The sequence below is a fragment of the Bacillus cereus group sp. Sample62 genome (assembly GCF_036851315.1).
Classification (GTDB): Bacteria; Bacillota; Bacilli; order Bacillales; family Bacillaceae_G; genus Bacillus_A; species Bacillus_A wiedmannii.
In genome coordinates, this window is record NZ_JAFLPK010000001.1 from 2,422,159 (window position 1) to 2,448,703 (window position 26,545).

The following is a 26,545-nucleotide window of genomic DNA, read 5'->3' on the forward strand; positions in this document are numbered from 1 at the left end:
CACTATGTTTCAAAAAATATTAATTGCTAATCGCGGGGAAATCGCAGTTCGTATTATGAAAACTTGTCAAAAACTTGGCATTCGCACTGTTGCTATTTATTCTGAGGCTGATGAAAATGCCCTACATGTAAAAATGGCAAATGAAGCTTACTTAGTAGGTGGACCGCGTGTCCAAGAAAGCTATTTAAACCTTGAAAAAATTATTGAAATAGCTAAGAAGACAAATGCTGAAGCAATCCATCCGGGATATGGATTATTATCAGAGAATCCATCTTTTCCGGTTCGCTGTAGAGAAGAAGGAATTGTATTTATCGGTCCATCTGAAGAAATTATTACGAAGATGGGAAGTAAAATCGAATCTCGTATTGCAATGCAAGCTGCAGATGTCCCAGTAGTTCCAGGTATTACTACAAATATTGAAACTGCTGAAGAAGCAATTGAAATTGCAAAACAAATTGGTTATCCATTAATGCTGAAGGCATCCGCAGGCGGCGGAGGCATTGGAATGCAGTTGATGGAAACTGAGCAAACGCTCACCAAAGCATTTGAAAGTAACAAAACAAGAGCACAAAACTTCTTCGGTAACGGAGAAATGTATTTAGAGCGCTATATTGCAGATGCACACCATATTGAAATTCAGCTTTTAGCAGATACACATGGTAATACAGTGTATTTATGGGAGCGTGAATGTTCAGTGCAGCGCCGAAATCAAAAAGTAATTGAAGAAGCACCTTCACCATTTTTAGATGAAGGTACGCGAAAAGCGATGGGGGAAGTTGCTGTACAAGCTGCCAAAGCTCTAGGCTATACAAATGCAGGTACAGTTGAGTTTCTTGTAGATGATCAGAAGAACTTTTATTTCTTAGAGATGAATACGAGATTACAAGTAGAGCATCCAGTTACAGAAGAAATTACTGGTTTAGATCTTGTAGAACAACAACTTCTAATTGCATACGGTGAGAAACTATCATTTACACAAGATGATATAAAACGTAGTGGTCATGCCATTGAGGCACGTATTTATGCAGAGGATCCGAAAACTTTCTTCCCATCACCTGGGAAAATTACAGATTTAACGCTTCCATCCAATGTACGTATTGATCACTTTTTGGAGAATCAAGTAACGATTACACCTTTCTACGATCCAATGATTGCGAAAGTCATTGCTCATGGTGAAACTCGTGAAGAAGCCATTTCAAAATTACATGATGCTTTAGAAGAATTAAAAGTAGAAGGTATTAAAACGAACACGCCAATGCTACTTCAAGTATTGGAAGACGATGTGTTTAAAAGTGGTATTTATACAACGGGTTTTGTAACGAAACAACTCGTTAAAAAATAAGATTTAACAATATTAAGGGGGAAAAAATGATGACGAAGGTATATGCATCGATGGCAGGAAATGTATGGAAAATTGTTGTAGGAGTAGGAGATACAGTAGAGGAAGAGCAGGATGTCGTCATTTTGGAATCTATGAAAATGGAAATTCCAATCATTTCAGAAGAAGCTGGCACAGTTATGAAAATTAATGTGCAAGAAGGCGATTTTGTAAATGAAGGAGATGTATTATTAGAAATTGAATAGGGAGATATAGGGGGAAGCGAATTGAAACTACCTAATTTTGCTGTCATTAAAGAAGTCGGGCCACGTGATGGCTTACAAAATGAAAAAAAGATTGTTGGCACAAAAGATAAAGTAAAATGGATTCAATTACTTACAGAGGCGGGATTATCGTACGTTGAAGTTTCCTCATTCGTTCACCCTAAATGGGTCCCTGCATTAGCAGATGCAAATGATGTGTTTTCTGAGCTGAAAAGGGATCCAAATGTTACATATGCAGCGCTTGTTCCAAATCAAAATGGTTTGGAACGAGCTTTTTTGCAAAATGTAGATGAGGTGAATGTTTTTTTATCAGCAAGTGAATCTCATAATAAAAGTAATATTAATAAATCAATTAAAGAAGCATTAGTTGTAATTGAAGATATAACAAAACAGGCAATATTCGAAGGGAAAAAGGTAAGAGGCTATGTTTCTACTGTATTTGGATGTCCTTATGAAGGAGATATAAGTGCCACAGCGGTTGACGAATTATGTAATCAACTATTTTCATACGGCATTTATGAAGTATCTCTTGGTGACACGATTGGTGTAGCGAATCCACTACAAGTAGAGCGAGTATTAGAGCATTTATTAAAGAAATATGATGCTTCGCAGTTTGCAATGCACTTCCATAATACGTATGGAATGGCTCTGGCGAATGTAGTTAAGTCATTAGAATATGGTATTACAACATTTGATAGTTCTTGTGGTGGTCTTGGTGGATGTCCATATGCACCAGGAGCATCAGGCAATGTTGCAACCGATGACTTAGTTCATATGCTTCATAAGTTAGGGGTCCAAACGAATATTGATGAAGAGAAGTTATTGAAAGCGAGTCAATTCATTCAAAGTAAATTAAATATCCAATTACCGAGTCATGTGTATAGAGCGCTTCAACATAAAACGATAAGTAGGTGAGAAGATGCTACAACTACAAAACATTTCAGTTAATTATGTAACACCTCACGTTATAAAGATTTCGTTATATCGTGAAAGACAAGCAAACTCATTATCTTTAGCGTTATTAGAAGAGTTACAAAACATATTAACTCAAATAAGTGAAGAGTCCAATACTCGTGTAGTTATTTTAACAGGTGCTGGTGAAAAAGCGTTTTGTGCTGGTGCTGATTTAAAAGAACGTGCTGGTATGAATGAGGAACAAGTTCGCCATGCTGTTAGTATGATTCGCACTACTATGGAGATGGTTGAACAATTACCACAGCCAGTTATTGCTGCTATAAACGGAATCGCCCTTGGTGGTGGTACGGAATTAAGTTTAGCTTGTGATTTTAGAATTGCGGCTGAATCTGCAAGTCTTGGTCTTACTGAAACTACACTTGCAATTATACCAGGAGCAGGTGGTACGCAACGTTTACCAAGATTAATTGGTGTTGGTAGAGCGAAAGAATTAATTTATACAGGCAGACGTATTTCAGCGCAAGAAGCAAAAGAATATGGTTTAGTAGAATTTGTTGTACCAGCTCATTTACTTGAAGAGAAAGCGATTGAAATAGCAGAGAAAATTGCTAGTAATGGTCCTATTGCTGTTCGATTAGCAAAAGAAGCAATTTCAAACGGTATTCAAGTTGATTTACATACCGGATTACAAATGGAAAAACAAGCGTATGAAGGTGTAATCCATACGAAAGATAGATTAGAAGGATTACAAGCATTCAAGGAAAAACGCACACCAATGTATAAGGGGGAGTAAATATGTTAGACCAAAAACAACAATCGAATACATTTGAAGAACGAGTTGAAGCGATTAAACAAGGCGGCGCACCAAAGTATCATGAACAAAATAAAGCAAAAGGAAAACTATTCGTTCGAGATCGCTTAGCTCTTTTATTTGATAATGGTGAATATGTAGAAGATGCATTATTTGCAAATTGTGAACAAACAGGATTACCTGCTGATGGTGTTATAACGGCAACGGGTAAAATACATGGTCGTACTGCATGCGTAATGGCAAATGATTCAACGGTAAAGGCTGGATCATGGGGCGCACGTACAGTTGAAAAGATTTTACGTATTCAAGAAACGGCAGAAAAATTACGTGTTCCGTTATTTTATTTAGTTGACTCTGCTGGAGCGCGTATTACAGATCAAGTAGAAATGTTCCCAGGGCGCCGCGGTGCAGGAAGAATCTTCTACAATCAAGTGAAATTATCAGGTAAAGTTCCTCAAGTATGCTTATTATTTGGACCTTCGGCAGCTGGTGGCGCATATATTCCAGCCTTTTGTGACATTGTTATGATGGTAGAAGGAAATGCATCTATGTACTTAGGTTCTCCTCGTATGGCGGAGATGGTTATCGGCGAGAAGGTAACTTTAGAGGAGATGGGCGGAGCTCGTATGCATTGCTCTGTATCAGGATGCGGAGATGTTTTATGTAAAACAGAAGAAGATGCGATTACACAAGCAAGACAATACATTTCATATTTTCCAAACAACTACTTAGAGAAGACTCCATTGGTTACACCTCAAGAACCGAAACAATTCGAAAAAACGTTAGAACAAATCATTCCAGAAAATCAAAATGCTCCTTTCAATATGAAAGATCTCATTAATAGAGTTATTGATGAAGGTTCTTTCTATGAAGTGAAAAAATTATTTGCTCAAGAACTAATTACAGGCTTGGCACGTATTGATGGTAAGCCAGTTGGTATTATTGCAAATCAACCGCGTATGAAAGGCGGCGTATTATTCCACGATTCAGCGGATAAAGCAGCGAAGTTTATTAATTTATGTGATGCATATCATATTCCATTGTTATTCCTTGCAGATGTACCTGGATTTATGATTGGTACAAAAGTAGAGCGTGCTGGTATTATTCGTCATGGTGCAAAGATGATTTCTGCAATGAGTGAAGCAACTGTACCGAAAATTTCTATCGTTGTTCGTAAAGCATACGGTGCTGGTTTATATGCAATGGCAGGTCCAGCCTTTGAACCAGATTGCTGCCTAGCATTACCGACAGCTTCTATTGCAGTAATGGGTCCAGAAGCGGCAGTCAATGCTGTCTATGCAAATAAGATTGCAGCTTTACCAGAAGAAGAGCGTGATAGCTTCATTGCTGAAAAACGCGAAGAGTATAAGAAAGATATTGATATTTACCATTTAGCATCAGAGATGGTCATTGATGGTATTGTTCATCCAAACAATTTAAGAGAAGAGTTAAAAGGACGATTCGAAATGTATATGAGTAAATATCAAGTATTTACAGATCGTAAACATCCTGTTTATCCAGTTTAAAAGCCCTATTTAGGGCTTTCTTGCTCAAAAAGTCAAGGAGGGGAAAACATTGAAACAAGCAGTTTGGTTTCCAACAGAAGAATATAAAGAAAAAACGCGTTTATATGGTTGGATGAAATCATTGGGCTATGAAGATTATGAAACGTTTTATAATAAATCTATTGAAGAAACAGATTGGTTTTGGGGAGAAGCTGAGAGAGCGGTTGGCTATCAATGGATGAAGCCTTATACAGAAGTGCTAGATTTAGAAAATGGTACGCCGTTTGCACAGTGGTATAATGGCGGAACATGTAACGTTGTAGAATCAGTTTTATCACGCTGGCTTGCAGATGATGAAACAAGAACGCAACCAGCACTACAGTACGTGGGGGAAAATGGAACTTCAAAATCATTTACATATGAAGAGCTTGACAACTGGGTAAGTCGCGTTGCAAACGGTTTGAAACATGCGGGTATTGAAAAAGGTGACCGTGTAACAATTTATATGCCGATGATTCCAGAAACAGTTGTTGCAATGTTAGCTGTTATGAAAATCGGAGCAATTATTTCACCAATATTCTCAGGATTTGCGTCTGATGCAGTCATGACCCGTGTTCAAGCGGCAGGATCAAAAATGATCATTACTGCAGATGGTTTTTCACGCCGAGGTAAAGTTGTTTCATTAAAAGACGAAGTAGATAAAGCTTGCGAACATTGTCCAACTGTTGAAAAAGTTGTTATTGTTCGTCATGCAGGAAATGATTTTACACCACATAATTATGATTTCCCATGGAGTGCGCTAGAAAAAGAAAAACCATTTACACATGCTGAAGAGATGAATAGTGATGATCCGTTAATGCTCATTTATACATCAGGTACAACTGGGAAACCGAAAGGAACAGTACATACACATGCTGGTTTCCCTTTGAAATCTGCATTTGATGCAGGATTTGGAATGAACATCAAACAAGGTGACCGCGTATTATGGGTAACTGATATGGGCTGGATGATGGGACCGTTTTTACTATTCGGCTCTCTCATTAATGGAGCAACGATGGTTATGTACGAAGGTGTTCCAGATTTCCCAGAAGCAGATCGTTTATGGGAGACCGTTGATAAATATGAAATTACACATCTCGGTATATCACCAACATTAATTCGTGCGTTAATGGCAAAGGGTGATGAGTATGTAAATAAACATTCGCTCAAGAGTTTAGAAGTATTCGCATCAACAGGTGAACCTTGGAATCCAGATCCTTGGATGTGGCTATTTGAAACAGTTGGAAAAAATAATGTACCAATTTGTAACTATTCAGGCGGAACTGAAATTTCTGGTGGGATTTTCGGAAACGTCCTTATTAAACCGATTGCACCGATTAGTTTTAACGCTTCTTTACCAGGAATGGCAGCAGTTGTGCTCGATGATCAAGGCAATCCAATTCGTGATGAAGTTGGAGAATTATGTTTAGAGAAACCTTGGGTTGGTATGACGAAAAGTTTCTGGGAAGACGATGAGCGTTATGTGAACACGTATTGGTCACGTTTTGAAAATAAATGGGTTCATGGTGACTGGGTGATTTATGATGGTGAGCAATATATTATTACAGGACGCTCAGATGATACGTTAAACATTGCTGGAAAACGTATTGGACCTGCAGAATATGAATCTATTCTTGTGAAGCATAATGATGTCATAGAAGCTGCCGCGATTGGTGTACCTGATGATGTAAAAGGTGAAGTTTGTCATTGTTTTGTAGTATTAAGGGACAATGTAACATTCACAGGAGAGTTAAAGAAAGAATTAATGAGTTTAGTAAACTCTCATATCGGAAAAGCATTGTGTCCAAAGGATATTCACGTTGTAGAAGATTTACCAAAAACACGTAATTCTAAAGTAATGCGACGCGTCATTAAAGCTGCTTACTTAGGAAAAGAATTAGGGGATTTATCATCGCTTGTAAATCCTGAAGTAGTTCCGTTTATTCAGGGGTTACAGTCTAGTAAATTATAAAATGAGGAATGAGCTCTATGTAAATAGAGCTCATTTTTAATGTTTATAAAAGAAACGAGGAAAGAAGTAAAATTGAAGTAACAAAATTTTACTATTAGTGTTAAGTATGTCTGTTTTATAGTTTTTATCAAAATACGATATTGTGTCATGTTTATTCATTGGAGTAATTAAATTTTGTTAAGGATGAAATTTAGTGAAGCGAAAAGTAATGAATAAAAAGAGAAATCCCCGGGGGACAGGTATTCACTAAGAGAGATGATATCATCGTAAATTTTCAGGGGATTGTAATAGTGGATATGTCAAAAATGTGTACAGATTTCCTATTAAAGTGATTTTTAATAGAAAAAGGGAAGAAATTAAGTTCACTCGTTCTTAAGATCTTTCCCCTTAACATGTACTATTTGTTCGTTGTTCTATATACGTTTTAATGTGGTAAATCTTCAACATGTAAAGATTGAGTACTGTCCTTTTTGTTTAAAGTATGTGCCTGCTGAGATGCTTCTTGCATTTGCTCTTGGGCCTTACTAGGAGTATTCAACGCATCTGATGACACATGTTCAAGTTGTTGACTTAATAGATCTTTTTTATCCATGTTATGTAGCTCCTTTTTTAACTTAGATATAAAACGAAGTGTTTTTAAGTAGTTACGTGGGTATTATGTATCTTTGAATGGAATTATATACATAAAATATATTGAGAATATAACTAATTATAAAAATTACTTGTGATGACAAGTTTAAGAAATATAAAGATTATTAGTTCTTAATAAAAACGTTATTTTAGTAGGGTGTTACGAAAACTCATTTGAAAGTAACATCCTAATGATAAAAAAGAGCACTGCAAATCAGTGCTCATCTTATCAGAAATTGTTTAGCTCTTAAAAATAAAATCATTACGGACAATTCACAATGGTAATAATGACGCTAGCCATTGTTCCAGGAGAATCAAGAAGTGAAGCAGTAACGGTTACTGTTCCAGGCCCATTAGCGGCTAGAAATACAGCGGTAAAGTTACCTGAAGCATTGGTAATGACAGCAAGAGGAACCATGAAAGCAAGAGAGGGGTTACTAAATGAAAAACTGACCACTACCCCTGGAGTAGGACTACCGTTTACTAATACTTGACCCGAAAAAAATAACGTATTATTTCCTTGAGTGGATACACATGCTGTGGTTTCGTTAGAAGTCAAGGTAATAGATGCAGGCCCAGCAGGAAGATTAAATCCAGTAGGTCCAGTGGGTCCAGTTGATCCGGTTGGTCCAGTTGATCCGGTTGATCCAGTTGATCCAGTTGGTCCGGTTGGTCCGGTTGGTCCGGTTGATCCAGTTGGTCCGGTTGGTCCGGTTGATCCAGTTGGTCCGGTTGGTCCGGTTGATCCAGTTGGTCCGGTTGGTCCGGTTAATCCAGTTGATCCAGTAGCTCCTGTAGAACCGGTGGGACCGGTAGGGAATTGGAAGGGTTGAACAGGTGGAAGTGTAGGTCCAATAGAACCCGGATTAAGTGCAGCAAAAGATAAAAACTCGTCCATTATTTATCACCTCTATAAATCGTATTACTAATAGTAAATGTAATGATAGAGCAAAGTGAAATGGACAAGTGGTTGTATTTTAACAAATTAAATAAAATAGTTATATGATAGAAAGAGAGATTAGTATGATTCCTTTAGAAATTAAATATAAAAAGGCGATTATCTTCAAATCGCCTTTTGGGTAATGCAGTGTAATTTTATTCAGTTATTTGAAATATAGTTTCATTCGGTTTAGAAAATCCATACAGTTTCCTTGCGAATTTTAAAATTTCTTCTTCACTACTTGTTAAAGCCTTAACGTCATTCTTAAGGGAATGACTATCCTTCTTTACAGAAGATAACTTTTGTTGCTCCGTATTAAGCATGATTTGTTTTTCTTTAATCATTTCTTGTTGGTTATTCAAAGAATATTGAAGGACAAAAATTATAGGTAATATAAAAGCCAATGTAGTTATAATACGGCGTCTTGTTTTTTTATATTACCTTGTTGGGTATTAGGGTTCACTTGCTGTGAGAGTATATTAGAATTTGATTGGTGTGATGATACTTTTGGGATGATTCCCATTAAAATGCCTCCATTACTGATTGTAGAATTTAAAACGTTTAAAAGTATTATAAATGTTCAATAGAGATTTTAGAAGATATTTTAATATAGGTGAGTTTTGTAAAGTTTAAATAAAACCTTTATTTAAATAAAAGAAACCCTGATTGTCTGTGGGGCTCCTGAAGACAATGAAAGTACGCGACTAATTAAAGATTCCATGAATTTTTTGGTGAAAATACTGGTAAATTCGCTGAATTAATGAGAGCATATAAAGCTTTATACGTATGTGAAGTAATTAAAAATCGACTTATAAGAGTCAGCTTGTTTTTTCTTAATACTTCACCCAATCAGTAAATATATACCTGTTGAAATCTTTACGTGTTCATTGACAAAAAGCTGACTATATTCAGTCAGCTTTTTGTGTAATACATTCTAGTATTTATCGGTTCCAAAAGACATATTGTTTCCTTTAAGTTGACATTGAAAACATTACCAATTTTTCCTTTTACAATGGCAACAAATAAAGAAACATTTACAACGACACTTATTTCGTTTAGAACTCCAATCATCATCACAATGACGCTTTTCTTTAGATTTCCACCAATCATCATTACAATGCTTTTCCTTAGAACTCCAATCATCATTACAATGAGATTTTTCTTTAGATTTCCACCAGTCATCACAACAATGATTTTTCTGAGAACTCCAGCAATCATTTTTCCAGGACATCCTTTTCTACCTCCTTTCAATAGGATTCATATTATTCTATGTTTTAATAAAAAAATGGCTTGTTTATTAACCTACTATTTTACCTTTATATAATAGAGTGCTTTCTACTTGATATAGAGTGCTTTCTACTTGATATAGAGTTCATACAAACTATGCTAATTTTCAAGAGATAGTAGAGAGAACTATTATTTATGATATTGTTCAATAAACACTTGTTGAAGAAAACGTTTTGATTATAAATAATATCTTATTTTGGAGTACGCTTTTCTGAATGTATATTTCACAATAGCGAAGGAAAAACATACTATATTAGCGCAAAAAAAGTCTATGTATATGTGAAGCGATGGGAAATCTGGTGCATCTTTAAGGGGCGACTTATTTAAAAGAAAAAAGATTTGTTTTAGAAAGTGGTGTCTAAATATTAAATGAGGTAGGACTAAATCCAAGGCCTCTCATCAAACAAGCTTTTAATTAGGCGAGGTATGTTTTTATAGTTAATAATGAAAGAAAAGTTTAGTACAATCGTTTGTTTTTTTCTTTCTATGTGTTTGCCTCGTACCCTTTTAAGTTAGTGGACATACTTTACTAATAGAAAGGATTAGGGGGTGAGGTATTGGGTTCTCGATTTAATAATTGTAAAAAGAAGTGTACATGTAAACAGGATGATTGTTGGGAAGTATTCGAAGAGTGTAAAAAAGAACAGCATGAGAAATGTGATAATTCTTGTGTACAAGGAATTAGAGATGAACTTAAGAAATTAATTAATCGAACAGTTCAAATTAACACAGAGGGACGTACTTATGTAGGTACTGTTGCGTCTGTAAGTTGTGATGTAGTTAAGCTGGCAGCTATTCCTGGATCGGTTGGAGTAATTATTTCCATTTGCAAAATTGAAGCAATTTTCCCACCGGTTACAACGATTACTGCTGACTTTGATTTTAATGGTATTGATGTAGCAAACAAAGCATAATTATGCTTCTTTTTTGTAAAGCCATTCAAATGAATGGCTTTATTTTAATTTCATATAACAGGAGAATATATTCTTTATATAGAAATAAGTTTGAGGTTATAAAGTATGATGTACGAAAGGAGCATGGAAGTGATTAAACTAGAAACCTTTAAAAAATCTGATTTTAAACAATTAATAAATTGGATTAATTTCGAAGAATTTCTAATACAATGGTCGGGAAATGCATTTACATATCCTTTAAATGAACAGCAATTAGAAAAATATATAGAAAGCTCAAATACTCTAGCATTCAAAGTAATAGATGAAGAGACTAAAGAAGTAATTGGTCATATCTCACTTGGACAAATTGACAATATAAATAAATCTGCAAGGATTGGAAAAGTGCTAGTTGGTGATACGAAAATGCGAGGGCGTTCTATAGGGAAACATATGATGAAAGCAGTACTACAAATTGCATTTGAAGAATTAAAACTACATAGAGTAACTCTAGGTGTTTATGATTTTAATACATCGGCCATTGCATGTTATGAAAAAATAGGATTTGTAAAAGAAGGTTTATTAAGAGAGTCAAAAAAAGTAGGAGATACATACTGGAATTTATGGGAAATGAGTATGTTAGAATATGAATGGAGCGATAAAAAATAATAGTTTTCTATAATTATGTTATGTTAATTAAAAGGGGTATGGTGGGAAATTATGAATAAAAAAATGAAAATCATTACAGTTGCAGCTGTTTCAGGAGGAGGTAAAACTACTGTTACAGAAAGATTAAGTCAAAAGTTAACAAATTCAAAAGCATTGTATTTTGATAGCTATAACTTTGATAACGGCCCTGCTGATATTTGTAAATGGATTGATGATGGAGCAAATTATGATGAATGGGTACTTACACCGCTAATTAATGATATTCAGCGTTCTATACAAGATAGTAGTTTTGATTATATTATTGTAGATTATCCTTTTGCATACTTAAATAGTGAAATGCGAGAAGTTATTGATGTAACTATATTTATCGATACGCCTTTAGATATAGCGATGGCTAGAAGAATTTTACGAGATTTTAAGGAAGATACAATAGATGAAATACATAATGATTTGAAACATTACATGACATTTGCGAGAAAAGCTTATTTAGAGGCAATCCATACTGTTAAGCCGAATTCGGATATTATATTGGATGGCTCTTTATCTGTAAGTGAAATAATTAATCATGCTGTAGAGGAAATTGGTCGAAGAGAATTGATTGTCAATGGTTAAATGTATAGAAGAATATGTACAAGTTGACGATTTTAAAATGTATACGAAAAAGTTCCAAGGAAAGAAGCTGCAGCCAGTTATTATAATGGAGGCAGGTTATGGCGATTATTCAAAGACATGGGATCATATCGCTGAAGAGTTGACGGAATATGGGACGGTACTTACATATGATCGAGCGGGCTTAGGAAAAAGTGGGAAGAGTTCCAAGCGACGTATTAGTTCTGAAATGGTAAAAGATTTAAGAAGTTGCTTAGCGCAACTACGATTGAAACCACCTTATATTTTTGTAGGACATTCTTTTGGCGGTATAAATGCACGTTTATTTGCGACTGCTTATCCCAAAGATATGTTGGGAATAGTTTTGGTTGATTCGACACCGGAAAATTATAAAGAAGATTTTCTACCAATCATGTCCCCAGAATTTCAAGAAGCTTACTATAAACAATTTGTATATGAAAGTTCTTATGAAGAGTTTATGTTTAGTCTAGGCGAAGCAGGTAAACATTGTCAGTCAACTAGAAATATTCCACTTGTCGTGTTAGCTGCTAGTAAAAAAGCTTTTTATTCGCAAGCTGCACAACTGAAGTGGTTACAGTTGCAAGAAGAATTGTTACGATTATCAAGCAATAATAAATTTGTAATTGCAGAACAAAGCGGTCACTATATTCAAAAAGATGAGCCACATTATGTAATAGAGGCTGTTAGGTGGATAATTGGAGTAGGGGAGAGATAAATATGTACACTTTATTTCGATACAATTGGCAGGTAAGAGATGATTGGTTTAAGTGGTGTGAGCAACTTTCAGAGGAAGAATTACTCCGCAAACGTGTTGGTGGTGTTGGGAGTATTTTAGAAACATTGTTTCATATTGTAGATGTTGAATATAGCTGGATTAGTGCGCTTCAAGGAAAAGAAGATAATGCACCGCAGTTTAAAGAGTATCAATCAATCCAGAAAGTGAAAGCGTTATCTAATTTATATAAACGAGAATTAGAAATTTTTTTGCAGTTGTGGTCATCTAGCCTAGAATGTAAGATATTAAAAGCTTCGTGGACAGATAAAACATATACATACGGTGAAGTTTTAAGACATGTAATTGTGCATGAAATTCACCATATCGGTCAGCTATCTATATGGGCGAGAGAATTAAATCTTCAGCCTGTTTCAGCGAATTTAATTGGAAGAGGACTATAGATTTAGAAACCGGCGTGCACTGTAAATGCAAGCCGGTTTTTATATAAAAGAAGATTTCCTAGTTGAAATCCTCGGATTTTTTCTGACGTATATGTAAAAACATTAAAATTGTAATGATGAAGAAAATCAACAATGTTTGTATGATCAAATTTTTAAATTGAAGCAAAACTGTCCAAGATGTAACAGCATCTTTAAAGGCTTGGATTGCAGAGTACGAGGAAGGATCAAAACCATACTGTAGTAACTTTTTTGTTTCAATAAAAGTACTGTTTTCATCATCGGCCTCTAATATTACTGAAATAAGTCTAGTATCTCCTCGCTTTGCTGTACTGACAAAACTATAATTACCATTAGTTGAAAAACTAGTTTGCAAGCCGTCAACACCTTGGAGTTTAATGTTTTTATTAAGGGAATAAATCATTTTATTAGTGTTGAAAACTTTGGAATCTTTGAAGGTAAATTGGTAAGAGGTTAGCTTCGTAATATTCAATACATCTGGAAAGTCTGTTACTAATTGTGTTGCTAGTTTAGCTACGTCTATTGTTGTTGTAGTTGATTGTTTATTCGTATCGTTATTCATTCCAGTAGCATTTAGAAACGGGGATGATTGTGATAGCTTTAATTGTTTTGCTTTTTCATTCATTAAAAGTGTAAAGTTATCTTCGTTTCCAGCAATGTGTTCTGCAAGGGCAAGTGCGGAACGATTATTCCCTGTCAAAAACAATGCATGAAGTAAATCTCGAACCGTCGTTTTATCTTTCGAAGTTACTTGTATTGGACTCGTTTCTGCTCGGAAAACTTCGTTACTTATTTTTACTAACTCATCTAACTGTATTTTCCCTTCATTCAGTTGTTCCATTGCGATATACTCTGTCATTAATTTAGATAAAGTAGCTGATTGTATAGGAATTTCTTCATTTTTTTTATAAATAACTTCACCTGAATTAGCATCTATTAAAATAGCTGATTTAGCTTGAATAATTGGACCGTTTACATAAAGGTAAAAATATAAAACGATAAGTGCTGTGATAACAAAAGATAATAATAAAATTGCGAACTTTTTCAAGAATTGCATAAGCGATCCTCCTACTATGACATCAATAATAATATTGTAAAAAGGAATGCTTAATTAGGAAGAAAGAAAAGGTAAAGAATTTCTAAAGAATTATAAAATATTATTAAATTTTGGGTTTTAATGGAAAAAAGGTCCGATTTCTTATAGGGTAAGAAATTGGACCTGACATTAAGTGGTATTAACATTTATATGGTTGTAGTTTTACAGTGAAAGTTGTTTTTTTATCATCACTATATACTTCAATTGTTCCTTTATGCAATTCGACAATACTTTTTGCAATTGCCAATCCGAGTCCAGATCCACCAGTGTTCGTAGAGCGAGATTTTTCAACGCGATAAAAACGTTCAAAAATATGAGGTAAATCCGTACTAGGAATAGGTTGGCCGTAATTTGTTATATCTATATTAATCATATTATTGCTTTCATAGGCAGCAAGGTCGATATATCCACCGTCGTTTCCATAAGCGATAGCATTTATAATAAGATTTTCAAACACTCGCACTAATTTGTCTCCATCAGCTAATACCATGAGTTTTTGAGATGGGAAAGAAGGTCGACATTCTATATTTGCTTCTTGAACTTGTATGCGGAATTGAACAGTTAATTGTCCAAGTAGCTCTACAATATCAATGGGGACAGAATATAAACTTAATTCTTTATTTTGAACACGTGTATATTCAAACAAGTCATTCATTAATGCATTAAGACGGGTTACTTTATCGTAAATGACTTGTATATAATAGCGTAATTCCACTTCATCTCTATAATTATCATGGTGGATTAAATTCACGTATCCAACTATAGAGGTAAGAGGAGTACGTAAATCATGTGATACATTTGTAATAAGTTCACTTTTTGCTTGTTCTGCCTGTCTCTCTTCATCAATTGAGACTTTCAATTGTTCAACAATTTGATTAACCCCGGTCGCTAACTCTTCTAGATAATTATGATTTACGATAGAAACTTTATGATTGAAGTTTCCATTTGCAATATAACGAATCTCTTCTATCATTTTTTTTATACAAGTTTCATAATAAATCTTTCTTTCATGACGATAAAAAATGTATAGGTAGGATGAGAAAATAGAAAATAAAAATAAATAAGAGACAATCATCATCCATAGAGATTCCTTTATTCCTTTATATTTTTCATAACCAAAAATTCTAATGAATTCTTTTCCGAGTTCGCTTAACGTAAGTGAACTTTCAATTACACTTGTAACAAGACGGTATATAATTAATTCAGTTATAGGGGTAAGTATGATAGCTAACGAGAACCAAAAAATTAACTTCCATTTAGGGATATCTTTTAATATATCAAATGCTTCATTTCTCAATTTTATAGCCTACTCCCCAAACAGTATGAATAAACTTCTCTCCATTCATTACTGTTTCAAGTTTATCCCGTAAATTACTAATGTGAACCATTACAGTTTTATTTGAACCATAACCATCTTCATTCCAAACACGTTCAAAAATTTCTTCGGAGCTAAATACTCTTCCAGTATTACTCGCAAGTAAATATAAAATATCAAATTCAATAGATGTAAGTTTAATATATTCTCCATTTACTTTAACAGTATGATTATGTTTGTGTATTTCAGCAGAACGAATATGAAGAATACCATCTTCATTCTTTTGAGAAGTAGTATTTTGGAAAGATGATCTTCGTAGCAAAGCTTTCACTCTAGCTACTAATTCTAATGGATTGAATGGTTTAATCATATAATCATCTGCGCCTGTCATAAGACCTAATATTTTATCCATATCTTCTGCTTTTGCACTCAGCATAAGAATAGGTACAGTGTTATTCTCACGAACTTCCTGGCAAACTTCTAATCCATTTCGTTTTGGCATCATAATATCCAAAATCAAAAGGTCAACTTCATATGTAGAAATCATTTGCAATGCCTCGTCGCCATCGTATGCTTTATAAATGTTATAGCCTTCATTTCGCAAATAAACAGCAAGTAATTCAACAATTTCTTTATCATCATCAATAATTAATATGTTTTTATTCATTATGTAGTTCCTTTCCTAACAAATCATTAACATTACTATAATATCAAACATTTATGTATTTTGTAGCAATGATTTGCCATAAAATTTCATGTAACGTATAAAAAGGGGATTAAAACATTCATAACGAATACAAATAAAAAGGATATTTAAATACAACGTTATATTGAAGGTCATTCATCAGTGGCTAGAAGATGCATATTGGCAGTTAAAAGAAATTATAGAGTAGAGAGGGTATAAGAATGCAATTAAAAGAATATATGAATCAAACATTTCCTGGGGTTACATTAGTACCGCATATATACTTTCAGTGGGAAAATCATTTGCATTTTCATTTTGGGGAAGGGAAATATCAAAATGTAGAAGGTACCGACGATTTAAATATGGAATATTTCTCTCAACTTTATACATATAATAAACACTTATTTGAAGATATATTTTCAAAAGAAGATGAAGTATTTTTAGTTACAAATGTTTATCGATTTAAAAAGGAAAACGTGAAAAATTCGCAGAAAATAAATGTATATAATCGATTTATTAAAAAGAGGGATCTAAAGTTCCAAATAAGACAAGAAACATTACCTTTTCTATTTGAAGATGAAGAAGCTAATTTATATTGTACATATCAATTTTCATTAAAGTGTTTTGCTAGCGATATAAAGTATAAACCGCTTATTCAAGCTGCGAATCATGAAGATTTTCCAGGTCTTAATCCTCGTTTTGGACGTAAGGAAGAGATTTCTTATCCAGATGTATTTCTCATAAATGCATCGAAAGATATTATCATGTTTATTTACGATGATAGAGGATGTGAAGTAATTGCGAAGAATAAAGAAACAATACGAAATTTATATGAGAAATATAAAGTGTGGATTCCAGATTATGAACGAGAAAGTATAGATAACTTATTTACATGACAACAATGGGGGAAGTGAAGTGTGTAATGAAACGTATTGCAATCGTATCAGCGTGGGAACCAGAACTTACGTATTTGCATCAAGTTTATCCAAGTGAACGCATTGAAAAAAGAGCAGCTTGGGAATTTCATTTTCATTATATTAATAATATGGAAGTTATTTCCGTGATAACTGGAGTTGGAAAAGTAAGTTGTGCAAGTTGTGTACAATTATTAATTAGTGAGTTTCAGCCAGATGAGTTGTTTATGACAGGGATATGCGGAAGTTTATCAAATAAGGTGAAAAATGGTCATATTGTAGTAGCACTTAATGCAATACAACATGACGTTACTGCTGCTGGTTCGGGGGAAGATGTTTTTAATTTATATAATGGTAGAACAGCACCTATTGAAACTACAAAGTCAATTGTAAGAAGAATAAAAAAGATACGATCTTATGATCCGATTCATTTCGGTACATTTTTATCTGGAGATCAACGTATCCGTAGTTCAGAAATGAGATATTTACTCCATACTGTATATGGAGCTTTAGCGGTTGATCAAGAGGTGGCAGCTTTCGCTTATGTATGCCAAATCAATAAAAAGCCTTTTCTATGTTTAAAAGCTGCTTCAGATCAAGCGAATGATAAAACGAAAGAGGAACAAAAAATCTATAAAATGTTGGCATGTGAACGAGCGTGCGAGCATTTAATTGCTTTTTTACGTGTGTATGAGATTAATGTAGTAAATAATAGATAGTAAGAGGGGTTAATATTGGAAAGTACAAATAAAATAGCTATTCTGGGTGCAAACGGAAAAGCCGGGAAATTCCTTGTAAACGAAGCATTAGAAAAGGGATATCAAGTAAAAATATTAACGAGAAATTCTAATAATATGACGATAACTAATGAAAATTTAGAGACTATTATTGGGGATGCACGTGATTTTTCTTCAATACGTGAATTACTTAAAGGTTGTCGAGCTGTAATTAATGCGGTAGGTCAACCGAAAAATGAATCTTATATTTTTAGCACAGTAACGAAGCATATTTTAGAAGCAATGAAGGAGTTTGAAATAAAACGATATATTGTAATTTCTGGAGGTTCTTTAAATGTTACAGGAGATCAGAAGGGGATTGTAAATAAAATGGGAGCTACCTTGTTTAAAGTTTTTTTATCAAAAATGATGCAAGATAAATATAAAGAATTACAAATTATCCAAAGTAGTGAAGTAGATTGGACAATTGTTAGATTACCATTTGTTATAGAGGGAAATGGTATTGGAAATATAAAAAAGAGTTTAGTTGATATGCCAGGAATCAAAATACAAAATGGGGATATTGCACCGTTTATTATAAAACAAATTAACAGTGAGAAATATGTAGGGAAGTGCCCGTTTATTTCAAATTAAATGGTTTAATTAAAAGTTAAAGAATGATGGGTAGATTGGAACTAGTACATTTTACGTATTTGAATGCTAAGTTTAACACGAGTAAGTGGGGGAGAATTTTATATGATTCAATACAAAAGATGCAGTGAAGTAAGTATAGATTTAGTGTATGAAGCTTTTAAAGATGGATTTTCAGATTACATTATTAAAATGGAAGTTTCAAAAGAAGATTTTATAAAAAGGTTTTTGGGACCAGAAGGGAATTCACTAAAACATTCCTTTCTTGCTTTAGACGGTAACAAATCTGTTGGTGTAATACTTGGCGGAATAAAGGATTATGAAAACATAAAAACAATGCGTTGTGGAACACTAGCGGTTCATCCTAATTACCGCGGTATTGGTGTGAGTCAAAAATTATTTGAACTGCATAAAGAAGAGGCGCTTCAAAATGAGTGTAAGCAACTTTTTCTTGAAGTCATTGTAGGCAATGACCGAGCGATTCATTTTTATACGAAATTAGGCTATGAAAAAGTGTACGATCTATCTTATTATAATTTAAAAGATATGACTAAAATAATAAATAAAGATTGTAAGGGAATTGAAGTAAAACAATTAGATTTCGCATCTTTTAAAGTTGAAATTCAGAAATGGTTACACTTCCATATAAATTGGCAAAATGATATGGATTATATCGAAAAAACAAATAATACATTTTACGGTGCATATGTCGATAATGATTTAAAGGGTTCAATATGTATGAATGAACAAGGTAAAATTAGTTTTATTTTCGTAGACAAAGACTTTAGAAATCGTAGTATTGGATCAAAATTATTACAAGTAGCAATAGATGAGTTGAATTTAGCAAGTTTATCAATTGGGTTTCCAAACAACAATTTACTGGAAGGGTTTTTAAAGAAAACTGGATTTGAAAAGAATTCATTAGCACAATATGAAATGTATGTATTGCTATAAAAAGCGAAAGGAGTCATTCTTACGCTTTTTATTTTTGTGCTATATTGATATTTTACTTTGTATAATATTCTTTTTTTATGTAGAATAGATAGGATGGGAGGGGATGAAATGAATAATGGATTAAAGTTTAAGATTTTTGAATTGCATTGTTTCGTTCAAAAGACTTATTCTGATATTAAAATAGCATGTGATATTGCTATTTATCAAGAAAACACTTCTAAATATTTAATTTCATTAGGGTTTTTAAATAAATCATATATGACTTATATAGAAGCAAAAAGATTTTATCGTGAAAATGAAGAACTTATAAGTGTAGAATTTGATAATTTCTTTGATACATATGATAAATTAGAACAAGAATTAAAAAAAGTTATTTCAACTGAAGATAAGAATCCTTCATTGCTACATAACAGGCTTGATCAGTTTCAGCAAAAAGTTGAAAATATAAATGACCTAATAAAAGTATTGCAAAACGCTCGTTAAAGAATACTTTTTCTTTTTCATATAGAAAGTATGCATTAAAAACATATTAGGGATATGACATATTGAAGAGATGACTTTTGTTGATGACAGAAGTCATCTTTTTATCATACAGTTTTGCGCAATGTGATGTACTTTTTATTTTTGATAGGAATACATTTAAGCAGTTTCATATTTTAGGAAATTATACGAGGAAAATAAAATGAAGAATAAAAAAGAAATAGCTATAGTTGCATTAACAACAGGACTAGTATTAACAAGTGTTACACCATATGGAGTAGCTTATGCAGAAGAAACGGGTCAAATGCAAGTTGAAATTCAAGAGGATTCGTTCCGTACAGGTGAACTTACACAACCATCACAAAAGACGCCAGAGAATGTAGTGAAAGATGCACTTAAGGAAAAGACCGAGCATGCTTTGTCTTCAAAACAAGTTAGTGGAGACAAAGGGGTAGATTACAACGTTGTTCAAAAACGTAGTTCTTATGATGGGACTACACTTGTGCGTATGCAACAAATATATGAAGGTAAAGAAGTATATGGACACCAATTGACTGCTCATGTAGATAAAAAGGGTATTATTAAAAGTATTTCAGGAGAAAGTGCACAAAATTTAACACAAGAAGATTTAAAGAATGCTAGTAATTTATCAAAAGAAGAAGCAAAACAACATATTTATACGAAGTACGGGAACGATATTAAATTTATTTCTGAGCCAGAAGTTAAGGAAGTTATTTTTGTAAATGAAAATAATGGACAGGCTAGCAATGCATATCAAGTTACATTTACTGCTGCAACACCAAACTATGTATCTGGAACTTATTTAGTGAATGCTCATAATGGTGATATGTTGAAAAATATGGTGCAAGAGTCAAGCTTAAAAGTAAGTGAAGAGCAAGTGGAATCTTTAAAGGAAACTAAAAAAAGCAATTCCATATCATTAACCGGAACTGGTAAAGATGATTTAGGGATAACTCGCACATTTGGTATTTCTGAACAAAGTAATGGGAAATATGCGCTTGCAGATTACACAAGAGGGCAAGGAATTGAGACATATGATGTGAATTATAGAGATATTAGTTTTGAAGGAAAATATTATCCTGGTATATTAGCAACTAGCACTTCAACAACATTTAATGATCCAAAGGCAGTAAGTGCTCATTTTTTAGCAACAAAGGTATATGATTTTTATAAAGATAAATATAAGCGTAATAGTTTTGATAATAAGGGGAACAAAGTAGTATCAGTTGTACATGCATGGGATTCTGGAGAAACAGATGATCCTAAAAATTGGAGTAATGCATTTAGTGCTAATGTTAACAATGTTAGTATGCTAATATATGGCGATTCAATGGTTAGAGCATTTGACATAGCGGGTCATGAATTTACGCATGCGGTTACATCTAGCGAATCTAATCTTGAATTTTTCGGAGAATCCGGCGCAATTAACGAGGCGTTATCGGATATTATGGGAACGGCTATTGAGAAATATATAAATAATGGAGAATTTAATTGGACAATAGGAGAACAAAGCGGCTCAGTTTTACGTAATATGAAAAATCCATCTTCAATCAATTTTTTTGATGGAGTACCGTATCCAGATGATTATAGCAAATACAGTGATTTAAACGGAGAAGATAATGAGGGCGTTCATTTCAACTCAAGTATTATTAATAAAGTCGCGTATTTAATTGCACAAGGTGGCACTCATAACGGTGTAACTGTAAATGGTATTGGTGAAGATAAAATGTTTGATATTTTCTATTATGCAAATACTGATGAGTTGAACATGACTTCTAATTTCTCTGAATTAAGATTAGCGTGTCTTAAAGTTGCAACAAACAAATATGGAGCGAACTCAATTGAGGGTGAAGCGGTCCAAAAAGCTTTTGATGCAGCAAAAATCAAAGAAACAGTGAAAGAAAACGAAAAAACTGCAGAAAACCAAGTCCCTGAATTAACTGTACCGCTTACAATTACACTGCGTGTTGGTGATACATTTGACCCGATGAGTAATGTAAAAGCTGTTGATAATGAAGATGGTGATTTAACAAATAAAGTAAAACATAAAGGCGATGTAGATACTTCTAAACTAGGTACATACATTGTGGATTACTCGGTCGTTGACTCTCAAGGGGGGAATGCAACGGCTACACAGACTGTAATTGTAGAGGGAAATGGAGAAACATTAGATTTAAAACCTACATTAACAGCCCCTGTTGGAGCGACAATTCATGTAGGAGATTCATTTGATCCAATGGAAAAAGTATTAGCTATTGATAAAGAAGACGGTGATCTTACTTCTAAAGTAAAACTTAATGGTGAAGTAGATACCTCTAAAGCCGGTACTTACGTATTAACGTACACAGTTACAGATTCTAAAGGTCATGAAGTAACTGTGAAACAAACTGTAACGGTCAAAGTTAGAGGTGAAGTTAAAAATGAAATACCAATACTAAAAGTACCTGCTACAACTACAATTACTGAGGGGGATCAATTCGATCCAATGGTAGGAGTATCAGCTACTCATAAGGAAAACGGTGACCTTACTTCTAAAGTAGTTTATGAAGGAGATGTAGATACCTCTAAAGCTGGTACTTTTGAAATAATATATAGTGTCACAGATTCTGTAGGTAATGAGGTACATGCAATACAAAAAGTATTAGTGAAGGATAAAGACACTAGCAAAGCTAAAGGTATTACTAATAACAGTAATAACAGTAATAACGGTAATATCCCGAACTGCATTAATTCTGATAAAAAAGAATCTACATATAAAGAGCTTCCCAACACGGGTGCAAGTGAAACAAACAGTACAGCAATGGGCATATGGATGATTATTGTCGGTACAGTACTCACTTTGGTTCGCAAATTTAGAAAGATATAAAAATAATAGTAGGGATTATTTATCACACAATAATTATTAGATGAATTTTTTACTTAATAAGATTTTAGTATTTAAGTAGTGTATTTTGCTTCTATAAAAATTTGTGCTTGGACGCTATTTTGCCTACAGATCTACATTACATATAAAGCACGTTACTATTCTCATTCAAATAAAAGAATAGTAACGTGTTTTTTAGATTTAAAAATAGCCTAAATTTAAAAGGTCATGGATGTGGAAGTAATTCTAATCTGCCATTAATAAGTTACTAAAAACACTTTGTTTTAATGAAAGTTTAACTCTATATGACAACATGAGATTTTCGGTATTTACCAGGTGTTTCGTTAGTGAATTTTTTAAAAATTTTAGTGAAATAGCTTTGATCACTAAAGTTGAGCGAAGTACATATGTCTGATAAGGGATAGGTTGTGAAAGTTAATAATTTTTTTGCTTCTTCAATTCGTTCACGTTGAATGTACTCAATTAATGAAATACCGACTTCTTTTTTGAATAATATAGATAAATAATCTGAATTTACGTTTGCAAATTTAGCAAGTTGTTTAACAGATATTTGATTGTAAATATTTTCAAAAATATAGTTTTTACAAATAGCGATAGTCTTGGAGTATTTCTGTACTTTTTGTGCTTTTACACGGTCTGCAAAAGTACAGAAAACATTTCTTAATAAATCCCAAACAGATTCTGTGTCTTTTAAATCCTCTGTCTTTTGAATGTGTAGATCGTAAATCTTGTAAGCAATCCCGGAAGGAAGTCCTCCTTTTATAGCATATCTAGTAGCAAGTGTGATGGATGAAATACAAATGTTTTTATGACGTCTTAATTGATGGAATGAAGATAAGGATGAAAGAGTCTCTTGTTGGAATTCGTAATAATATTTGAGTACGCTTTCTTTATCCCCGTTTTCTATAGCTCCAAGTAGTTGCTGCTCTATATACAAATTATGACAGATAGATTCGTTTTTTTGCATTGAAATATATACATCCTCGTTTAAGATACTGCTATGACTTACATGAAATGAGTCACTGTTATTTGAAAAGGTACTTACATCTGAATTTTTTTTATAGAGAATGTTATAGAACAATATTGCTATATTTACAAAGAAATTTTGATCTTTGACTGACAATGAAAAATAATGGTCTCTTGTTCTTTTATAATTCGAAATAAAATTAAGGTTACTATCCGTTTTACTTGTAGAAAAATTCACATGTGTCAAGGGCCCAATAATAACAGTACCGTTCACTATATAATCGCTCTTTATGTGAATTAAAATGAAGTGCCCTAAATATTGGTGTGTTCTGAAGATAGGCGAATTAAATGAATCATTTTTTTGAAAAAGAACATGTAACTGTTCTGTTTTTGATTTATAGAACGAATGTGAATCATCTTTTGATGTAAATTCTAAAAGAATATTTTTGTTACAATCTAAAAAACAAACTGGAATTTCGAAAGATTGGAAAAACATATTACAAATGTACTCTATCTCGACTAGACTGAGCTTTTTAGTCATATTATTCCTCCTTACAGTTGTGCGTAATAGTTGAATGTTTACATATTCCTTTTTTTCATAAGTAGAAACGGAAAAAATTTATCTATAAAAATTATAAACTTCTAAGAATAATACCATAATTTAACATGGTTAGCACATATTATTTGAATATACAGGTAATATTTTTAGGGAGTAACGTAAAATATGAATTGTTACACTTATTCGTTGGTCATTGCTTATATGTATCAAAAATGATTAAGATTGGATTTTAAATAGGGATAGGAAGGGAGAGATTAATGAATTGAATTTAAGTTAAGTAATTAATGAAAATTAGCGATAGAAGTAAATGGGTAACGATTTTTGAAGTAGAAATATAAGTGTAATTTAGGGAGAAACCTACATATATCATACGGAGAGACAACGTAATAATAGAAAATAAGAAGAGTGAATAAGTGATTGTAAACAATGGATTGTTGGACGACTATGTTTTAGGTTACTCGTTTAAATCTGGTACTTGGCACACTATTGCTTTTAAGAGGGTAATAGTAATAAAGAGATCTTTAAAATGATAGAAGTAGTAAAGGGGATAAGAGAAATGAAAAAAATATTTAGTGTGCTTTTAGTATTTTTCTTAACATTTTCTACATGGTCTAGTGTATTAGTGAAGGCAGCTTCACCATCCAAAGGTACTTTAACGATTCATAAATATGAACAAGAAAAAGATGGCGCACCGGGGCTAGAAGGTGATGGCTCTGCAAATCAAGAGGTACCAACAAATGCGAAACCGTTAAAAGGTGTAACGTTTGAAGTGAAAAGGGTTGCATCGTTTGAAAAAATTTCAAACGATGGGAAAATCGTGAAAGAAGATGTGAAGCCTGTAATGGGAGCAACTCCAACTCAAGTAGTAACAGATGATAACGGACAAGCTGTATTAAAAGATCTTCCGCTAGGACGTTATGAAGTGAAAGAAGTGGCAGGACCTCCGCATGTTAACCTAAATCCAAATACGTATACAGTGGATATTCCATTAACGAATAAAGAGGGTAAGGTGCTAAACTATGATGTTCATATGTATCCGAAAAATGAGATTAAACGTGGTGCAGTTGATTTAGTAAAGACTGGTGCAAATGAAAAAGCATTAGCAGGTGCAGTATTCTCTTTATTTAAAAAAGATGGTACAGAAGTGAAAAAAGAGTTAGCAACAGATGGTAATGGGCATATTCGCGTGCAAGGATTAGAGTATGGGGAATACTATTTCCAAGAGACAAGAGCGCCGAAAGGGTATGTACTAGATCCGACTAAACACGAGTTTTTTATAAAGACCTCCGGAACTATTAACGAAGATGGAACAATTACTTCTGGTACAGTAGTTAAAGTAGAAGTGCAAAACTATGAAGAACCAAATATTGATAAAAAGATAAACGGGAAATTGGAAGCGTTACCAATTAATCCGTTAACTAATTACAATTATGATATCAAAACATTAATTCCAGAAGACATTAAAGAATACAAAAAATATGTAGTAACAGATACTTTAGACAATCGTTTAATGATTCAAGGGAAACCAGTCGTGAAAATTGATGGAGTTGAAGTAAATGCAAGTATTGTAGAGGTAGCTGTAGAAGGCCAAAAAGTAACAGCTACAGTAAAAGATTTCACAAAGTTAGATGGTAAAAAAGAATTTCATTTACAAATTAAATCACAAGTAAAAGAAGGCGTACTATCTGGTTCGGAAATTTTAAATACAGCAAAAATTGATTTTATAAATAAAAATGATGTAATTGGAGAAAAGGAATCTAAACCTGTAGTTGTTGTTCCGACAACTGGAATTATTGAGTTAACAAAAGTTGATGGTGCTGATAAGAAGAAATTAAAAGGTGCGGAGTTTGTACTTAAAGATAAAAATGGAAAAATAGTTGTTGTGGCAGGTAAAGAAGTCACAGGTGTATCAGATGAAAATGGTGTTATTAAATGGACTAACATTCCGTATGGAGACTATCAAATTTTTGAAACGAAAGCACCAACTTATACAAAAGAAGATGGTACAAAAGCTTCATATCAATTATTAAAGGACCCTATTGATGTAAAGATTAGCGAAAATAATCAAACGGTTAAATTAACGATTGAAAATAATAAAAGTGGATGGATTCTTCCTGTAACGGGTGGTATCGGAACGACTCTATTTACTGTACTAGGCCTTGCGTTAATGGCTACAGCGGCATTTGTTTTCTTTAGAAAAAAGTTTGCTAATAATTAAGG

26 protein-coding genes and 2 pseudogenes are annotated in these 26,545 nt (G+C 33.3%); 20 read left to right on the forward strand and 8 right to left on the reverse strand.

All coding sequences use genetic code 11. The features are described 5' to 3' along the window. Positions 1-4 precede the first annotated feature (4 nt). The 6 genes from J0835_RS12200 to J0835_RS12225 are packed head-to-tail and all read left to right on the forward strand — an operon-like array spanning position 5 to position 6,844. Entirely contained in the window at positions 5-1,342 is a 1,338-nt protein-coding gene (locus J0835_RS12200) for an acetyl-CoA carboxylase biotin carboxylase subunit (RefSeq protein ID WP_087980475.1), read from the forward strand. 26 nt (positions 1,343-1,368) lie between these two features. Further along, positions 1,369-1,584: an acetyl-CoA carboxylase biotin carboxyl carrier protein subunit gene (locus J0835_RS12205; protein WP_001987345.1), complete on the forward strand. Its 216-nt coding sequence runs from the start codon at positions 1,369-1,371 to the stop codon at positions 1,582-1,584. Positions 1,585-1,605: 21 nt separating this feature from the next. Continuing rightward, on the forward strand, positions 1,606-2,517 hold the full coding sequence (gene mvaB / locus J0835_RS12210; RefSeq protein WP_046955915.1) for a hydroxymethylglutaryl-CoA lyase: 912 nt from the start codon (positions 1,606-1,608) through the stop codon (positions 2,515-2,517). 4 nt (positions 2,518-2,521) lie between these two features. Beyond that, positions 2,522-3,310 (forward strand): enoyl-CoA hydratase, encoded by a 789-nt coding sequence (locus J0835_RS12215; protein ID WP_087980476.1) that lies wholly within the window; start codon positions 2,522-2,524, stop codon positions 3,308-3,310. A gap of 2 nt (positions 3,311-3,312) precedes the next feature. Beyond that, a complete protein-coding gene (locus tag J0835_RS12220; RefSeq protein WP_075306983.1) occupies positions 3,313-4,854 on the forward strand; it encodes an acyl-CoA carboxylase subunit beta in 1,542 nt (513 codons plus the stop codon). Between the two features lie 49 nt (positions 4,855-4,903). Next, a complete protein-coding gene (locus tag J0835_RS12225; RefSeq protein WP_087980477.1) occupies positions 4,904-6,844 on the forward strand; it encodes an AMP-binding protein in 1,941 nt (646 codons plus the stop codon). A gap of 424 nt (positions 6,845-7,268) precedes the next feature. On the opposite strand, the gene J0835_RS12230 is transcribed toward J0835_RS12225, so the two are convergent. Further along, complete coding sequence (locus J0835_RS12230; RefSeq protein ID WP_176373337.1) at positions 7,269-7,436, reverse strand: hypothetical protein; 168 nt, start codon at positions 7,434-7,436, stop codon at positions 7,269-7,271. A 316-nt stretch (positions 7,437-7,752) separates the two neighbouring features. Here J0835_RS12230 and J0835_RS12235 point away from each other — a divergent pair, with 316 nt between their 5' ends. Further along, complete coding sequence (locus J0835_RS12235; protein ID WP_240514096.1) at positions 7,753-7,968, forward strand: hypothetical protein; 216 nt, start codon at positions 7,753-7,755, stop codon at positions 7,966-7,968. A gap of 45 nt (positions 7,969-8,013) precedes the next feature. Next, positions 8,014-8,307 (forward strand): hypothetical protein, encoded by a 294-nt coding sequence (locus tag J0835_RS12240; protein WP_254913053.1) that lies wholly within the window; start codon positions 8,014-8,016, stop codon positions 8,305-8,307. Between the two features lie 8 nt (positions 8,308-8,315). On the opposite strand, the pseudogene J0835_RS12245 reads toward J0835_RS12240, so the two are convergent. From J0835_RS12245 to J0835_RS12255, 3 genes and pseudogenes are all read right to left on the reverse strand, one after another. After that, positions 8,316-8,372: pseudogene (locus J0835_RS12245) on the reverse strand (exosporium leader peptide-containing protein); the annotation flags it as partial. Positions 8,373-8,569: 197 nt separating this feature from the next. After that, positions 8,570-8,937: pseudogene (locus J0835_RS12250) on the reverse strand (FtsB family cell division protein). A gap of 389 nt (positions 8,938-9,326) precedes the next feature. Continuing rightward, positions 9,327-9,632 carry a hypothetical protein gene (locus J0835_RS12255; RefSeq protein ID WP_087980479.1) on the reverse strand — a complete coding sequence of 102 codons (306 nt, stop codon included), beginning with the start codon at positions 9,630-9,632 and terminating at the stop codon, positions 9,327-9,329. 626 nt (positions 9,633-10,258) lie between these two features. Between J0835_RS12255 and J0835_RS12260 the strand changes: the two genes are divergently transcribed. The 5 genes from J0835_RS12260 to J0835_RS12280 all read left to right on the forward strand — a co-directional run bounded on the left by J0835_RS12260 (position 10,259) and on the right by J0835_RS12280 (position 13,066). Next, on the forward strand, positions 10,259-10,615 hold the full coding sequence (locus J0835_RS12260) for a hypothetical protein (RefSeq protein ID WP_046955923.1): 357 nt from the start codon (positions 10,259-10,261) through the stop codon (positions 10,613-10,615). A 105-nt stretch (positions 10,616-10,720) separates the two neighbouring features. Next, on the forward strand, positions 10,721-11,260 hold the full coding sequence (locus J0835_RS12265; protein ID WP_140386758.1) for a GNAT family N-acetyltransferase: 540 nt from the start codon (positions 10,721-10,723) through the stop codon (positions 11,258-11,260). Between the two features lie 51 nt (positions 11,261-11,311). Further along, positions 11,312-11,872, forward strand: a complete 561-nt coding sequence (locus J0835_RS12270) for an AAA family ATPase (protein WP_087980480.1) — start codon at positions 11,312-11,314, stop codon at positions 11,870-11,872. Beyond that, positions 11,865-12,605, forward strand: coding sequence for an alpha/beta fold hydrolase (locus J0835_RS12275; RefSeq protein WP_087980481.1), 741 nt, complete (start codon positions 11,865-11,867; stop codon positions 12,603-12,605). The genes J0835_RS12270 and J0835_RS12275 overlap by 8 nt, the downstream gene beginning before the upstream one ends. Positions 12,606-12,607: 2 nt before the next feature. After that, the gene (locus tag J0835_RS12280; protein ID WP_087980482.1) at positions 12,608-13,066 is read left to right on the forward strand and encodes a DinB family protein; all 459 of its coding nucleotides are present in this window, start codon (positions 12,608-12,610) and stop codon (positions 13,064-13,066) included. A gap of 58 nt (positions 13,067-13,124) precedes the next feature. Here the strand turns inward: J0835_RS12280 and J0835_RS12285 are convergent, their stop codons facing one another. The 3 genes from J0835_RS12285 to J0835_RS12295 form a co-directional block, all read right to left on the reverse strand. Next, positions 13,125-14,141, reverse strand: a complete 1,017-nt coding sequence (locus tag J0835_RS12285) for a D-alanyl-D-alanine carboxypeptidase family protein (protein ID WP_087980483.1) — start codon at positions 14,139-14,141, stop codon at positions 13,125-13,127. A 178-nt stretch (positions 14,142-14,319) separates the two neighbouring features. Then, positions 14,320-15,477, reverse strand: a complete 1,158-nt coding sequence (locus tag J0835_RS12290) for a sensor histidine kinase (RefSeq protein WP_087980484.1) — start codon at positions 15,475-15,477, stop codon at positions 14,320-14,322. Beyond that, on the reverse strand, positions 15,467-16,162 hold the full coding sequence (locus J0835_RS12295) for a response regulator transcription factor (RefSeq protein ID WP_063224878.1): 696 nt from the start codon (positions 16,160-16,162) through the stop codon (positions 15,467-15,469). The genes J0835_RS12290 and J0835_RS12295 overlap by 11 nt, the downstream gene beginning before the upstream one ends. Before the next feature lie 239 nt (positions 16,163-16,401). Between J0835_RS12295 and J0835_RS12300 the strand changes: the two genes are divergently transcribed. The 6 genes from J0835_RS12300 (at position 16,402) to J0835_RS12325 (ending at position 22,782) form a co-directional block, all read left to right on the forward strand. Further along, the gene (locus J0835_RS12300) at positions 16,402-17,076 is read left to right on the forward strand and encodes a DUF3885 domain-containing protein (protein WP_140386759.1); all 675 of its coding nucleotides are present in this window, start codon (positions 16,402-16,404) and stop codon (positions 17,074-17,076) included. Then, on the forward strand, positions 17,073-17,813 hold the full coding sequence (locus J0835_RS12305) for a phosphorylase family protein (protein WP_140386760.1): 741 nt from the start codon (positions 17,073-17,075) through the stop codon (positions 17,811-17,813). Before J0835_RS12300 ends, J0835_RS12305 begins: the two co-directional genes overlap by 4 nt. Before the next feature lie 15 nt (positions 17,814-17,828). Then, a complete protein-coding gene (locus J0835_RS12310) occupies positions 17,829-18,464 on the forward strand; it encodes an SDR family oxidoreductase (RefSeq protein WP_087980486.1) in 636 nt (211 codons plus the stop codon). A 102-nt stretch (positions 18,465-18,566) separates the two neighbouring features. Continuing rightward, positions 18,567-19,415, forward strand: a complete 849-nt coding sequence (locus J0835_RS12315; RefSeq protein WP_087980487.1) for a GNAT family N-acetyltransferase — start codon at positions 18,567-18,569, stop codon at positions 19,413-19,415. Positions 19,416-19,523: 108 nt separating this feature from the next. Further along, positions 19,524-19,898 carry a hypothetical protein gene (locus J0835_RS12320; RefSeq protein WP_001059012.1) on the forward strand — a complete coding sequence of 125 codons (375 nt, stop codon included), beginning with the start codon at positions 19,524-19,526 and terminating at the stop codon, positions 19,896-19,898. Positions 19,899-20,097: 199 nt separating this feature from the next. Further along, positions 20,098-22,782, forward strand: coding sequence for a M4 family metallopeptidase (locus J0835_RS12325; protein WP_087980488.1), 2,685 nt, complete (start codon positions 20,098-20,100; stop codon positions 22,780-22,782). A gap of 298 nt (positions 22,783-23,080) precedes the next feature. On the opposite strand, the gene J0835_RS12330 is transcribed toward J0835_RS12325, so the two are convergent. After that, positions 23,081-24,307, reverse strand: coding sequence for an AraC family transcriptional regulator (locus J0835_RS12330; protein WP_140386761.1), 1,227 nt, complete (start codon positions 24,305-24,307; stop codon positions 23,081-23,083). Positions 24,308-24,881: 574 nt separating this feature from the next. Here J0835_RS12330 and J0835_RS12335 point away from each other — a divergent pair. Further along, positions 24,882-26,543 carry a SpaA isopeptide-forming pilin-related protein gene (locus J0835_RS12335; protein WP_087980831.1) on the forward strand — a complete coding sequence of 554 codons (1,662 nt, stop codon included), beginning with the start codon at positions 24,882-24,884 and terminating at the stop codon, positions 26,541-26,543. The last annotated feature ends 2 nt before the right edge of the window (positions 26,544-26,545 follow it).